The 15067-nt window shown below is 34.5% G+C and carries 15 protein-coding genes; 14 read left to right on the forward strand and 1 reads right to left on the reverse strand.

Annotated elements, in window-relative coordinates; translation table 11 throughout:
• Positions 1-3 precede the first annotated feature (3 nt).
• From Q4566_RS06940 to can, 10 genes are all read left to right on the forward strand, one after another.
• Entirely contained in the window at positions 4-1698 is a 1695-nt protein-coding gene (locus tag Q4566_RS06940; protein WP_408056944.1) for a hypothetical protein, read from the forward strand.
• Entirely contained in the window at positions 1698-2702 is a 1005-nt protein-coding gene (locus Q4566_RS06945; protein ID WP_303419913.1) for a VWA domain-containing protein, read from the forward strand. Before Q4566_RS06940 ends, Q4566_RS06945 begins: the two co-directional genes overlap by 1 nt.
• 59 nt (positions 2703-2761) lie before the next feature.
• Positions 2762-3799, forward strand: coding sequence for a VWA domain-containing protein (locus Q4566_RS06950; protein WP_303419914.1), 1038 nt, complete (start codon positions 2762-2764; stop codon positions 3797-3799).
• Positions 3800-3876: 77 nt separating this feature from the next.
• Complete coding sequence (locus Q4566_RS06955) at positions 3877-4740, forward strand: tetratricopeptide repeat protein (protein ID WP_303419915.1); 864 nt, start codon at positions 3877-3879, stop codon at positions 4738-4740.
• Between the two features lie 144 nt (positions 4741-4884).
• Positions 4885-6663, forward strand: a complete 1779-nt coding sequence (locus Q4566_RS06960; protein ID WP_303419916.1) for a BatD family protein — start codon at positions 4885-4887, stop codon at positions 6661-6663.
• A gap of 1 nt (position 6664) precedes the next feature.
• Complete coding sequence (locus tag Q4566_RS06965; protein ID WP_303419917.1) at positions 6665-7423, forward strand: tetratricopeptide repeat protein; 759 nt, start codon at positions 6665-6667, stop codon at positions 7421-7423.
• Between the two features lie 55 nt (positions 7424-7478).
• On the forward strand, positions 7479-7781 hold the full coding sequence (locus Q4566_RS06970) for a hypothetical protein (protein WP_303419918.1): 303 nt from the start codon (positions 7479-7481) through the stop codon (positions 7779-7781).
• Positions 7782-7864: 83 nt separating this feature from the next.
• A complete protein-coding gene (locus Q4566_RS06975; RefSeq protein ID WP_303419919.1) occupies positions 7865-9457 on the forward strand; it encodes a SulP family inorganic anion transporter in 1593 nt (530 codons plus the stop codon).
• Positions 9458-9539: 82 nt separating this feature from the next.
• Positions 9540-10166 carry a carbonic anhydrase family protein gene (locus tag Q4566_RS06980; RefSeq protein ID WP_303419920.1) on the forward strand — a complete coding sequence of 209 codons (627 nt, stop codon included), beginning with the start codon at positions 9540-9542 and terminating at the stop codon, positions 10164-10166.
• A 151-nt stretch (positions 10167-10317) separates the two neighbouring features.
• Positions 10318-10962 (forward strand): carbonate dehydratase, encoded by a 645-nt coding sequence (gene can, locus Q4566_RS06985; RefSeq protein WP_303419921.1) that lies wholly within the window; start codon positions 10318-10320, stop codon positions 10960-10962.
• 73 nt (positions 10963-11035) lie between these two features.
• Here the strand turns inward: can and Q4566_RS06990 are convergent, their stop codons facing one another.
• Complete coding sequence (locus Q4566_RS06990) at positions 11036-11587, reverse strand: CvpA family protein (RefSeq protein WP_303419922.1); 552 nt, start codon at positions 11585-11587, stop codon at positions 11036-11038.
• A gap of 155 nt (positions 11588-11742) precedes the next feature.
• Between Q4566_RS06990 and Q4566_RS06995 the strand changes: the two genes are divergently transcribed.
• The 4 genes from Q4566_RS06995 (at position 11743) to Q4566_RS07010 (ending at position 15067) form a co-directional block, all read left to right on the forward strand.
• Positions 11743-12099 carry a hypothetical protein gene (locus Q4566_RS06995; protein ID WP_303419923.1) on the forward strand — a complete coding sequence of 119 codons (357 nt, stop codon included), beginning with the start codon at positions 11743-11745 and terminating at the stop codon, positions 12097-12099.
• Positions 12100-12238: 139 nt separating this feature from the next.
• Complete coding sequence (gene pheS, locus Q4566_RS07000) at positions 12239-13258, forward strand: phenylalanine--tRNA ligase subunit alpha (protein WP_303419924.1); 1020 nt, start codon at positions 12239-12241, stop codon at positions 13256-13258.
• 175 nt (positions 13259-13433) lie between these two features.
• Positions 13434-13928, forward strand: coding sequence for a GbsR/MarR family transcriptional regulator (locus Q4566_RS07005; RefSeq protein WP_303419925.1), 495 nt, complete (start codon positions 13434-13436; stop codon positions 13926-13928).
• Between the two features lie 11 nt (positions 13929-13939).
• On the forward strand, positions 13940-15067 hold the full coding sequence (locus tag Q4566_RS07010; protein WP_303419926.1) for an efflux RND transporter periplasmic adaptor subunit: 1128 nt from the start codon (positions 13940-13942) through the stop codon (positions 15065-15067).

Below are 15067 nucleotides of genomic sequence, written 5' to 3' on the forward strand. Positions count from 1 at the left end.
AACATGTGTAGAGGGATTCGTATAAATTTTCAAAATATTAAAGTGTCGTTCAAAAGGCAACAACTGTTGTTTTTTGGCGCTTTTTTACTTTTTGCTTTGTCGTTAAATGCACAAGTAAAATCGACGGTAGATTCAACATCAATTAAAATTGGTGCGCAAATAACCTACCATATTCAAGTGGAAACTGATTCTACAAATTTGGTAGTTTTTCCGGAAGGCCAAACTTTTGCGCCTTTAGAAATGATAGAATCATACGATGTTGATACCTTAAAGAATAAGGATAAATTCAATCTCGTTAAGAAATACGGGTTAACACAATTCGATTCTGGGAAGTATACCATTCCAAGACAGAAAGTATTAATAGGTGATAAAACCTTTTTCACAGATTCTATTCAGGTAGAAGTGAATAATGTGGTTATAGACACCACAAAAGGACTTTTTGATTATAAACCCATAATAGCTGTTGAAAAAAGTGGTGGTAATTGGTGGAAATATCTGTTAATAACACTGTTAGTTTTAAGTATTGTTGGGTTTTTATTGTATTGGTTTATTTGGAGACAGAAACCATTATCTGAAGAAGAAAAGATTGCGTTATTACCGCCTTACGATCGTGCCAAATTAGCCTTGAAAGCTTTAGATGAAAGCCATTATTTGGAACATGAAAATCTGAAAGATTATTATTCCGATTTAACCTTCATTATTAGAAAATATTTAGATGAAAAAGTTTACGATCGTGCTTTAGAAAGTACGACCGATGAACTTATTGATCGTTTAAACTTACTTAAAGAAGGCAATCAAGTCGATTTAAGTAAAGAAGATATTAAGAATTTAGAAAGCATCCTAAAACGTGCCGATTTAGTAAAATTTGCGAAATCTGCGCCTGATGTTGAATTAGCTAAATTAGATAGAAAAACCATCGATGTTGAAATCGATCACGTTAAAGAAGCCTTGCCAGAACCTACAGAAGAGGAAAAACTTCTTGACGAGCAGTACAGAGAAGAGCAAGAGCGTAAAAAGAAGCGCAAAAAAATATGGCTTACCGTAGGGATTAGTGTCTTTTTACTTTTAGCAACATTAACTGGACTGTCCTTAAAATATGGTTTCAGTTATGTAAAAGATACCATTATTGGGCATGGTAGTAAAGAGCTTTTGGAAGGCGAATGGGTTACTAGTAAATATGGTATTCCACCTGTAACGATTACGACACCTAAAGTTTTAAAACGTACAACTCCAGAATTACCTGAGGCTGCAGCTAAGCAAATGAAATTAACGCAGTTTAGCTACGGTAGTTTAATTGATGGATTCCAATTGGTGGTTGCTACAACAACACTCAACAACCCTAATCAAGGTCAGGGTCAGGGGCAAGGGCAAGGTCAGGCAAAACCTCAAATCGATATTAATAAATCTTTAGAGGCCAGTTTGAAAATGTTTGAAACTGCCGGTGCTCAAAATATCATTACAAAAAATGAAGAGTTTTTGACGCCGAACGGTGCTGAAGGTGTTAAAGTTTTCGGGTCTATGGATATGCCCATTAAAGGCACCGAAAAATTTGAAAAAGGTAACTATGTAATGTTAGGGTTCGCTTCAGAAAGTGTGGTGCAACAAATCATGATATTCCATAAAGAACACGATGTTTACGCCGAGCAAATGGTGACTCGTATTTTAAATTCAGTTGAACTTAAAGAGGCAGAGAAATAATGTTTGAAGGTGTAGAGTTTTTAAATAAAGAGTTTTTTTGGCTGCTATTATTGCTTCCATTGGCCATTTTGTGGTATGTTTTTAAAAACAAAAAGCAAACGGCCGAATTAAAAATGTCTAGTTTAAAGGGGTTTCAAGTTACAAACTCTTGGCTTCCAAAATTAAGGCACCTGATGTTTGGTTTGCGTTTGTTGGCTTTAGCATTTTTAATTACTGCTTTGGCCAGACCGCGATCGGTAGATGTGTCGTCCAGAACAAAAACCACGCGTGGTATAGATATTGTTATGGCTATTGATGTTTCTGGAAGTATGCTGGCAAAAGATTTAAAGCCAAACCGATTGGAAGCTTTAAAAGATGTGGCGGCCGATTTCATTAAAGGAAGACCAAATGATAGAATTGGTTTAGTGGAATACGCTGGTGAAAGTTATACCAAGACACCAATAACCAGTGATAAAGCCATCGTATTGCGTTCTTTAGAAAGCATAAAATATAATAACATTATAGAAGGCGGAACGGCCATTGGTATGGGCTTAGCAACTTCTGTAAACCGATTAAAAGACAGTAAAGCTAAGAGTAAAGTGATTATTTTATTAACTGATGGGGTTAATAATTCAGGATTTATCGATCCTAAAATTGCAAGTGAATTGGCTGTAGAATACGGTATTAAAACCTACACCATTGGTTTAGGAACTAACGGTATGGCCTTATCGCCAGTGGCTGTGTTACCAAATGGTAATTTTCAATATGGTAGAGTGCAAGTTGAAATTGATGAGGTATTATTAAAGGAAATCGCTGAGGTTACCGGGGGTAAGTATTTTAGAGCGACCGATAATGAAAAGCTTGAGGCCATTTATGAGGAAATCAACAAGCTTGAAAAAACAGATGTTGAAGAGTTTAAGTTTTATAACTATCAAGAGATGTATCGTCCGTTAGTGTTGCTAGCGGGACTGCTTCTACTTATCGAATTGCTGCTTCGTTTTACGGTGTTTAGAAGTTTTGTATAGTATATGATTTATGATATTTCGTGGCAAAATAAATCCGCGAAAAACAAATAAATAATTTAATGTATCAATTAGAAGAAAAAATATGGTTTTGGGCGTTAGGTATTATTCCGGTGATAATCCTACTCTTTTTGGTGCTTCAATTTTGGCGATATAAAGCGCAAAACAAGTTTGCGAATAAAAAAGCCTTAAAAAGATTGAGTCCGAATCGCTCTGTATTTAAGGGTGTTTTAAAAGTGGTGGTTTTAAGTTTAGCCTTTGCGTGTTTAGCGATTGCTTTGGTAAATCCTAAGGTTGGAACCAAGTTAGAAACAGTAAAAAGAGAAGGGGTTGATATTGTATTCGCAGTCGATGTATCTAAAAGTATGTTGGCCGAAGACATTGCGCCAAACCGTTTGGAGAAATCAAAACAATTGGTCACGCAAATCATTAATAATTTAGCTAGCGACCGCGTTGGTATTATTGCTTACGCGGGAAAGGCTTTTCCGCAGTTGCCAATAACAACAGATTATGCTTCGGCAAAAATGTTTTTACAAGGCATGAATACCGATATGTTGTCTTCACAAGGAACGGCAATTAATGAAGCCATTAACTTGTCGAAAACTTATTTTGATAATGCCGAACAAACCAATCGGGTTTTAATTATTATTTCTGATGGTGAAGATCATAGTGAAGCTTCCGAAGCTGTTGCAGAAGAAGCCAGCGAGGAAGGTATTCGAATTTTCACTATTGGTGTTGGCGATGTAAAAGGTGGTCCAATTCCAGAGAAACGTAATGGTGTTGTATTAAATTATAAAAAAGACAATCAGGGTGAAACCGTAATTACCAAGTTAAATGAAGACACGCTTAAGGATATCGCTGGAGCGGCTAACGGTGTTTATATTAACGGAAGCAATACTGGTGCTGTGGTTGATGAGATTCGTGAGATCTTAAATACTATGGATAAAACGGAATTTGAAGCCAAGCAATTTGCCGATTTTAAAGATCAGTTTCAGTGGTTTTTAGGCTTCGGAATTTTCTTTTTATTATTGGATGTATTCCTTTTAGAAAGAAAAACAGGCTGGCTGAAAAAGTTAAATTTATTTAATGAGAATTTTTAGTTTCCGCGAAAGCGATTTCTAAATGATTAGAATAAAAACAGATACACAGATTTTAATATTAAAATAAAAGTGTAATAATGAAACAAATAATAACAACCTTAGTACTGTTTATCACATTTTTTGCTTTTTCGCAAGCCGATGATGAAGAACAATTGTTGGCTGCAAAAAAGGCAAATGATTTTGTGTATGAAGGTAATGATTTGGTAGGGTCTGAAGATTTTGTTAGTGCTGAAATGGCTTATCGTAAAGCGATTTCAGAACAAGAAACTTCGGTGGCAGCGGCTTATAATTTAGCCAACGCTTATATTAAAAGTGACAACTTAGAAGAAGCACTTTTTCGTTTGGAGCAAGCGGCCAAAGAAGCCACTTCAAAAGATGAAAAGCATAAAGCATTTCATAATATTGGGAATGTTTTAATGAAAAATGAAAAGTGTAAGGAAGCGGTTGAAGCCTATAAAAGTGCTTTAAGAAATGATCCGTCAGATGAAGAGACCCGATACAATCTAGCTTTAGCCAAAAAATGTGCTGAAGAACAAAAGGATCAGAACGATCAAAATGATGATCAAAACGACGAAAATCAAGATAACAAAGATCAAGAAAACCAAGACGATAAAGACAATAAAGAAAACGAGGACAAAAAAGATCAAGAAGGCGATAACGAAGACGAAAACGAGGATAAGGATCAAGAAAACGAAGATAAGAAGGACGGCGAGGACGAAAAAGATGATGAAGGCAAGCCTAAGGATGATAAAAAAGACCCAGGAAAGGATCAAGAAGATAAAAAGGATAAAGGGCAGCCTCAACCACAACCCGGACAATTATCGCCACAACAAATTAAAAATTTGTTAGAGGCCATGAATAATCAGGAACAGGAAGTGCAAGAAAAAATTAATGCCGAAAAACAAAAGGGTGTTAAAATAAAATCCGAAAAAGATTGGTAGTTTAGTGCCGATTTTCAATTCCGCGAAAGCGAAAGTTCTTAAATCGAAATTTGAATAAAAAATTAACGACTGGTGTATGTTGATTTGATCAGCCCTAATTAATCTCGGGGTCGCATTATTAATTGTTAATTACTAAAGTTAAATATGCAGTTTATAAAAAACATATATATTCTATTAATTGTGTTTTCAGCAAGTATCGCTTCTGGACAGAGCGTGGAATTTGTTATGAAAACAAGTAAACAAAAGCTTGGAATAAATGAGCGTTTGCGTGTTGATTTTGAAATGAATCAAGATGGTGATAATTTCACACCTCCAGATTTCTCAAACTTTACGGTTGTTGGTGGTCCAAATCAATCGGTTAGTAACTCTTGGATAAATGGAAAACGTACGTATAAAAAAACCTATAGTTATTTTTTAGCGCCTAAAAAACGTGGAACGTTTACGATTTCACAAGCATCCATTGTGATAGAGGGGAACACCTATAAAACGACACCTAAAAGTATAGAGGTGACTGCGGCAGTTGAAATCCCTAAAGACCCTAACGATCCTTCGTATGTGGCTTCGGAAGGTGTGCATTTAGTGGCAGAGGTTTCTAAGGCTAATCCGTACTTAAACGAGGCGATTACTGTAGTTTATAAGCTTTACATCTCGCCTACCATTGGAGTGGATCAAATGAGTGAAATTGATTCTCCTCGTTATAATGATTTTTGGAGTCAGATTATAAATACTCAAAATGAAAAGGTTCAAAACGGTAAATACAAAGGCGAAGATTACCGCTTTTTAGTTTATAAAAAAGCTGTGTTATATCCTCAGAAAACGGGTGAATTGGAAATCGAACCCTTAAGTTTAGACTTAGCACTTCGTGTACCTACAAACCGCCGGGATATATTTGGAAGTACTTTAATGTCTCGTGCTAATAGAACGATTTCGGCAGGAAGAAAGACGATTAATGTAAAAGCCCTTCCGGAAGCTGGAAAACCCGTTGATTTCACAGGAGCTGTAGGTAGTTTTGATTTTGATGTGACGACTTCGAAAACAGAATTAGATGCTACCGAATCGTTACAATTGAACATTTCGGTAAAAGGAAACGGAAATTTAAAACTGTTTAAGCTGCCAAAAGTGACTTTGCCGAGTTCGTTAGAAGTTTATGAGCCGGAGCATGATGAAAATGTAAAAACGAATTTATCTGGTATGCAAGGGCGTATTACCGATAGTTATACGATTGTACCGCAGTACAAAGGGAAATATCCAATTCCTAGCATTTCATTTTCATATTTTGATATAAAATCGAAAAGCTATAAACGTTTGTCTTCCGAAGAGATTCTAATAAATGTTTTAAACGGGCCAGCAAGTCATTCAGCAAACACGGATAATACTAACGCTTCTGCAGTAAATAAACAAGAAGTTGTGTCAAATACCGATCATTTTGCTTTTATAAAAACACAAACGGACTTTACTTCGATTAAGCAATCATATTTCTTTAAAACTAATTTGTTTTGGAGCTTATTGTTGCTGCCGTTTTTAGCCATTCCGTTAGCTATAGTTGTTAGAAATAAAAAAGCAGATCGTGATGCTGATGTTTCTGGGAATAAGGTTAGAAAAGCGAATAAATTGGTTAAAAAGTATTTAGGCCATGCTAAGAAGTCTTTAGGACAGAAAGAAGCGTTTTACATTGCTTTAGAGAAAGCCTTGCATAATTACCTGAAAGCGAAATTGCATATCGAAACTAGTGATATGAGTAAAGAGAAAATTACCAATTTACTTGAAGGGAAGCAGGTGGATCAGGCGGTAATTACAGATTTTATAAGCTTGATTGAACGTTGTGAATTGGCGCGTTATACGCCAATTGATATCGCAACTATGCAAGAGGATTTTGAAAAGGCTGGTACAACCATTTCTTTAATTGATAAACAAGCACGTTAAAATGAAAACTATATTATATCTATTATCGTTTTTGCTCACTTTTGGCGTTTTTGCTCAAAATGAAGCTTTATTTGAAAAGGGCAATGCGTTTTATAACGATGGCAAGTATGCTGAAGCCATAGATAATTATCAAGCCATTCTAGAAAGTGGTGTGCATTCGGCAGATTTGTATTTTAATTTGGCCAATGCGAATTACAAATTAAATAATATAGCACCGAGTATATATTATTACGAAAAAGCCTTGCTTTTAGAGCCTAATGATAGTGATATCAAGAATAATTTAGCTTACGCTGAAAATATGACTGTCGATGCTATTGATGTGATTCCTGAAGCTGGAATAGCCAAATTGATTCATAACCTCACCGATAAAATGACTTCTGATGGTTGGGCAATTACAGCGATCTGTTTCGTTTTTGTCTTTGTGATTTTATTTTTGGTTTATCATTTTTCGTATTCAACCACTCAAAAGCGTTTAACTTTTGTTGGGAGTTTAACTGCTTTAACGCTTATGTGTATCACCCTTACTTTAGCATTTCATAAATACAACTTGGATAAAAAGGATAATCCTGCCATTGTATTTGTGCAAGAAAGCAAGGTTAAAACAACACCAAATGCTAAAAGTGAAGAAGCTTTTAGGCTTCATGAAGGAACTAAAGTGCAAGTTGTAGAAACTTATAACGATTGGCAAAAAATTAAATTAGCCGATGGTAAAATTGGGTGGGTAATTTCAGAGGATATAAAAATGTTAAAGGAAATTTAAATGCTGTGAAATTGTACGGATATATCTTATATTTGGAAACTTAAATTAAAAGTAAATGTCAAGACATTTTGTTTCTATAATTCTATCAATGATATTTTTGGCGTTCATTGCAGCACCAACAGTTATCAAGATGGTAGATAATACAATTGATATTTCTTTTTTTTACTCTTTCGCTGAAGAAGAAGAGAATGGTTCTACAAAAAATTTAAATAAAGAAATTGTTGTTCTTGAAGATTTAAATAGTGAATCAAGCTTTTTTGTGATTTTTAAAGAAAATAATATGGGATATGTTTCTAAAAACTATACCATACCGCACTTAAATTTAGTGTCTCCTCCCCCAGATTTTTACATAGTATAATTGTTTGTTAACAGATCATTTATATGGTCTCATTATTTTTAACAACTTAAGGCATTTGAGCCTTGAGTAAAATTTATTATAGTATGTTTAAATATATTAAAAATGACTTACCATCGAGTATAGTCGTATTTTTCGTTGCGCTACCATTATGTTTAGGAATCGCTTTAGCTAGTGGAGCACCTTTGTTTTCTGGAGTTATAGCAGGTATTATTGGTGGTGTAGTAGTTGGGGCACTTAGTGGATCTAAACTTGGTGTTAGTGGTCCCGCAGCTGGATTAGCAGCTATTGTACTAACTGCTATTGTTAGTTTAGGTAGTTATGAAAATTTTTTAGTAGCCGTTGTTTTAGCGGGTATTATTCAAATAATATTTGGTGTTTTAAAAGCTGGAGTTATCGGGTATTATTTTCCGTCTTCAGTTATTAAAGGGATGCTAACAGGCATCGGTATTATCATTATTTTAAAGCAAATTCCTCACTTTTTTGGATACGATGCAGAACCAGAAGGAGCTGATAGTTTCTTAGAAGCTTCTGGTGAAAACACCTTTTCTTCCATTTTTAATATATTTGATCATCTTATAATAGGATCTTTGGTTATTGGTTTAATAGGATTAGCGGTAATCTTATTTTGGGATAATGTATTAGCTAAAAAAGCTAAGTTTTTTACTGTTATTCAAGGGCCATTAATTGCAGTGGTATTAGGTATTGTGTTTTTTACCATTGTGGGAACAGATGGCGCCCTTGGAATTGAAACATCACATTTAGTAAGTGTTCCAATTCCTGATGATTTTAATTCATTTATTGGTCAGTTTAGTTTTCCTAATTTTGGAGCCATTACGAATACTGAAGTTTGGATTGTAGCTTTTACCATTGCTTTGGTAGCTAGTTTAGAAACCTTATTAAGTGTTGAGGCTACCGACAAATTGGATCCAGACAAGAATGTTACCCCTACAAATCGTGAGTTATTAGCGCAAGGTGCTGGTAATATTGTTTCAGGTATGGTTGGTGGTTTACCAATTACACAAGTAATTGTTCGAAGTTCGGCAAACATTCAATCTGGAGGTAAAACAAAATTATCTACAATCATTCACGGTTTTTTATTGTTAATTTCAGTGGTATTAATACCAACGTTACTTAATAAAATTCCTTTATCTGTTCTTGCAGCTATTTTATTTGTTGTAGGTTATAAATTAGCGAAACCAGCTTTATTTGCTAAAATGTATAAATTAGGTTGGAAGCAATTCGTACCGTTTATTGTAACTGTAGTTGGTATTGTATTTACCGATTTATTAGTAGGTATCAGTTTAGGGCTTTTAGTAGGTATTGTTGTGATCCTATTAAAGAGTTACCAAAATTCACACTTCCTTCATATTGAAGATAAAAGTAATGGTAAACATAGAGTGAGCATGACATTGGCTGAAGAAGTTACTTTTTTCAATAAAGGCGCAATTTTAAAAGAATTAGATCGCTTACCAAATGAAACTTATCTAGAATTAAATTTAATGAAAACTAGATATTTAGATAATGATATTATCGAAATTCTAGATGATTTCGGTCATAAGGCTAAAGAAAGAAATATTGATATTAAACTTGTTTCAAAACGTGGTGTAGTAGAAAATCCAGAAAGCTATTTCGAGTTTTTCCGCTCAAGACCAAAATCAAAAATTAGTTTAAGTTAAAATAAAAAAATAGGTTTCATAGTTTAAGTAGATCATTTAAGCTTCTTAAGCATAGAGAAATCAGTATTAAATAGAAAATATTATGAAAGCACATACTAAAGAAACACAAGCGACATTAACTCCTGAGAAAGCATTAAATTTTCTACAAGAAGGTAACGTAAGATTTCAAAATAATTTAAAAGCGAATAGAAATTTATTAGAACAAGTTAACGATACAAGCGAGGGGCAATTTCCTTTTGCAACTATTTTAAGTTGTATTGATTCACGTGTATCTGCTGAGCTGGTTTTTGATCAAGGATTAGGTGATATATTTAGTGTTAGAATCGCAGGAAACTTTGTAAACGAAGATATTTTAGGAAGTATGGAATTTGCTTGTAAATTAGCAGGAACCAGAGTTATTGTGGTTTTAGGGCACACAAGCTGTGGTGCTGTAAAAGGCGCTTGTGATAATGCAGAATTAGGGAATTTGACTGCTATGCTAGAGAAAATCAAACCCGCTGTAAATGGTGTGGTAGAGCCTAAAGATGAAAATGAAAGAACCTCTAAGAACTTAGATTTCGTTAACGATGTAGCTAAAAAGAATGTTGAGTTAACTATCGATAGAATTCATGCTGAAAGCCCTGTCTTATCAGAAATGGAAAAAGCAGGAGAGATTAAAATCGTAGGTGCGATGTACGATGTTAATACTGGTGCTGTAGATTTTTATTAAAAGCTCCATAAGTTATATGTTTTTAAAAACATATAAAATTTTAAGATGTAACACACGAATATTATTTTAGTTTTGCGTAAATAATTCGGTTTATTCAATAGCGGTTAAAGTAATATTCGTGTGATATTGAAGACTAGAAAACCTTAAATTTATGAGTGAAAATAGTTATTATAATAAGCTTTTAAACAATAATAAAGAGTGGGTTTCTCATAAGTTAGCAGAAGACAAAGACTACTTTACAAGACTTGCATCATTACAAAAACCACCCGTTTTATGGATAGGTTGTGCAGACAGTAGAGTGCCTGCAAATGAAATTACAGGAACTAAATCTGGCGAAATGTTTGTTCATAGAAATATAGCCAATATGGTTGTGCATACCGATATAAACATGTTAAGCGTGTTAGATTACGCTGTTAATCAATTAAAAGTAAAACACATTATTGTTTGCGGGCACTATGGTTGTGGCGGTGTTGAAGCAGCAATGCACAGCAAATCTTTAGGTCTTATTGATAAATGGGTAAGAAATATTAAAGAGGTTTATAAAAAAAACAAAGTTGAATTAGAAAGAATACCAACAGAAGAAGGTCGATTTGATCGTCTTGTTGAATTGAACGTAAAAGACCAAGTTTACGATCTAGCTAAAACATCCATAGTACAAAAAGCATGGAAAGCCAATCAAGATTTAGAACTACACGGTTGGGTTTACGGACTAAAAGACGGATTAATTAAAGATTTAAAAGTAAATATGGATAGTCCAGAGCATTTGGATTCAATCTATATTTTAGATTTTGATTAATCATCTCATATGAACTCATAAAAAAAGCCTTCAAAAAATTTTGAAGGCTTTTTTTATATTATAATATGTCTCTTTAAATAGAGAATAACGACGTGTTTTCTTCGGTTTCACCATCAGGCTCCATGTCATTTTCCTTATCAGTATCGTTTTCTATTATACTTGGGTAAATAAGTGGCACAATAGACTTTACAGGCTCATATAACATAGCGCCTTTAACCGTTTCTTCATCAAGAAACGTGATGGTGTTGTTCATGCGATCAAAAATATTCAGAATGATACTTAATATTAATGCTATTTTTAAGGCGCCAAAAATAGCCCCAAGTAATTTGTTTAAGATGCCTAAAGCGGCGAAGTCAGCCAGTTTGGTTAGTGCTTTTCCTGCAAGTCCAATAGCTATAACAATGACCACAAAAGTGATGGCAAAGGCCGCGATGTTAACAGTCTGTTCTTCCCAATTGGTGTATTCTTGTAAAAATTCGCCAGCGAAATTACTAAAGTGAATGGCGCCATACACTCCAGCAATTAAAGCTACTAAAGAAGCGACTTCAACAAAAAGGCCTTTCATAAACCCGCGAACCAATCCAAATAATATTAAAGCCCCTAAAACAATATCAATAACCCCCATAATTGTTAATCTTTCTGTAAATATATAATAAATTTTGCCCTTTTTCAGCTAAGATACTTTAAGTGACCCCTTCATTCCGTAACTTTGGTGCCCAAAATAAAATAGCTTCAAAACGTTTAAATAGTACAACTTTGAGGTTTTAAACAAAAAAATAGATGTCTAGAGACGAAGAATTAAAAGAACGTTGGAATTTGGTGGTTACTAAATTGTCCGATCAATTTGCCGATGGCGACCCTATGGATCTTGATGCTATTATATATTTAATCGGGGTACAAGAACTAGGGCAACTCGATAGAGCCTTTAAAAAAGACCAAAAGCTAGACTTGATGCATATTGCTATTTGCAAGCTTCTAGTGCCTTACGGGTATTATGAATTGGATTTTGTAGACGATGAGGGCTGGCCACATTATAGAACCTTAGAAAACCTACCACATTTAAAGGCCGGTGAGCAAAGTGTTTTAATGAAAGAAGCCATTGTGAACTACTTTTTAGAAACCGAATATATTAATTAAAATATTTTGGGCGTTACCTAAAGGTCGGGCTTTTCGTTCCAATCTTTTGGTTCGTGCCTCACCAAAAGGATTTCCTCTGCAATCCCTAACGCAAATCACGAAAAAATAGTAAATTTGCATTCATTTTTGAAATGACGTTATGATAGATAAGATAAAAGACTTGATCGCTGAAGCCGAAGCTTTTGAAGCAAAATCCAAAGAAGAAGTAGAAGCTTTTCGTATAAAATACCTAGGTAAAAAAGGCTTGTTAAATGATTTTTTTGCTGAGTTTAAAAATGTGGCTAATGATCAAAAGAAAGAATTTGGTCAAACCATAAATAAGCTTAAAAAAACAGCCGAAGAGAAAGTAAACGACTTAAAAGACGCCTTAGAATCTAAGGAAGAAGTTAAGGGGGTTTACGGTGATTTGTCACGTCCGGGAGAGCCAATTCATATTGGAGCACGTCACCCAATTTCAATTGTGAAAAATCAAATAATAGAAATCTTTTCACGTATTGGGTTCAACGTGAGTGAAGGTCCAGAAATTGAAGATGATTGGCATAATTTTACGGCGTTGAACTTGCCAGAATATCACCCAGCACGTGATATGCAGGATACCTTTTTCATTCAAACCAATCCAGATATTTTACTGCGTACACACACCAGTTCAGTACAGGTGCGTTACATGGAAAATAATAAACCACCTATCCGTACCATTTCTCCAGGTCGTGTTTATAGAAATGAAGCGATTTCTGCACGTTCACATTGCTTTTTCCATCAAGTAGAAGGCTTGTACATTGATAAGGATGTGAGTTTTGCCGATTTAAAGCAAACCCTTCAACATTTTACAACCGAAATGTTCGGAAAAAGTAAAATACGTTTACGTCCGTCATACTTTCCATTTACAGAACCAAGTGCAGAAATTGATGTGTATTGGGGCTTAGAAACCGAAACCGATTATAAAATCACCAAAGGAACCGGTTGGTTAGAAATTGGTGGCTGTGGTATGGTAGATCCTAACGTGCTTGAAAACTGTAATATTGATACTAAAGAATATTCGGGGTTTGCTTTCGGTGTTGGTATTGATCGTATTGCGATGTTATTACACCAAATTGGAGATATTCGATTATTAAGTGAAAACGATGTGCGTTTCTTAGAGCAGTTTAAAAGCGCTTTGTAAGTAAGAACCGAGATACTACATATTAAAATTTAAGCCGATAGATTCTATCGGCTTTTTTTATTTAACACTTCTTTAACTTCGTTTGGTTCGGTTTGTTCCGAACTAAAAATTATGTTTGCAAAAGTTTACTGAAATCTAGTCATTAATTTAAATGACTGAATCAAAAAAACATAAAATGGCAGAAGTTTGCAAAGAAAAAATGCGTTTGGTTGAAAAGCTAGGTGTTCATTTAGAAAATAGAGAAAATTTGGCGCCAGTTGCAGCACGAATCATGGCTTATATCATACTTGGCGGTAAGAAAGGTGTCACTTTTGAAGAAATGGTTAATGTTTTATGTGCTAGTAAAAGCACTATTTCTACACACCTTAATCATTTACAAGATTTACAAAAAATAGAGTATTTCACTAAAACCGGTGATCGTAAAAAATACTTTATCATCAATAAAGATTCTGTAGTGCAACATATTGATGAACTTGTTAGTCAATGGCAAGTTGTTCGAGAATTACATCTTGAAATAAAGGCTTATAAGGAAACGATAAACTTAGAAGCCGATGATGGTGAAAAATTTGAATTAAGCTTTCACAACGATTATATAAAATTTTTAGATGGGGCTACCAAATCCATCGAAGAACTACGTAAAAAATTAAAAAACAATCAATTTAGTCTCTAAACATTACAAGTATGAAAACCAAAAAACTATATTTTACAGTGCTCTTAAGTATGGCACTATTGGCTATAAGCTGTGGAAAAAAGGAACCACAACAAGCCGCTCAAGCACCTCCGGTTGCTATTCCAGTCACTAACGTTGGAACCACAGCATTAACAGGTCATAAAGAATATCCCGCAAATATTGAAGGTGTTATCAATAGTGATGTGCGCGCAAAAACATCAGGCTATATTCAAAAAGTATTGGTTGATGAAGGTGAAAAAGTGAAAAAAGGCCAAGTATTATTCCAGCTAGAAACTCAAGCATTGTCTGAAGATGCAGGGGCTGCAAAAGCCCGTGTTGATGTGGCCCAGGTTGAAGTTGATAAACTGATTCCGCTTGTAGAAAAAAACATTATTAGTCCAGTACAACTAGAAACCGCCAAAGCCAATTTAGCCCAAGCGAAAGCAAACTATAGTAGCGTTTCAGCCAATATAGGTTATGCGACTATAAGAAGTCAAGTGAATGGTTTTGTAGGCACGATTAACTTTAGGGAAGGGGCTTTGATTAGTCCTAACGATGCTAGGCCGCTAACAACAGTTAGTGATATTGCTCAAGTATATGCGTTTTTCAGTTTAAACGAATCGGAATACTTCGATTTTTTACAAAATTCAGAAGGGAAAAACCTTGAGGAGAAATTGAACAATCTATCTGAAGTGAATTTACTTTTAGCAAACGGATCGTTGTATTCTGAAAAAGGAAAAATTCAAACCACGTCTGGTCAAATCAATCAAAATACAGGTACTGTAAGTTTCAGAGCTGTATTTGATAATCCAAACCAGTTGTTAACCAATGGGAATAGTGGAAAACTTCAAATTCCTACGCAATATGAAAATGACATTGTAATTCCGCAACAAGCAACCTTTGAGCAACAAGGTAATATCATGCTTTTTAAAATAGAAGCCGATAATAAGGTTGCTGCTCATATGATAAAAGTAAAAGATGATGTTGATAATTTATATGTTGTAGAGTCAGGCCTTGAAAAAGGTGATAAAATTGCTGTTTCTGGTATAGGGAAATTACGAAGTGGGATGACCATAACACCACAAGAAGTACCTTATCAAGAGGTTTTAAAACCTATTGAAACATTATTCAAAAACTAG

This window comes from Tamlana sp. 2_MG-2023, assembly GCF_030548465.1.
Classification (GTDB): Bacteria; Bacteroidota; Bacteroidia; order Flavobacteriales; family Flavobacteriaceae; genus Pseudotamlana.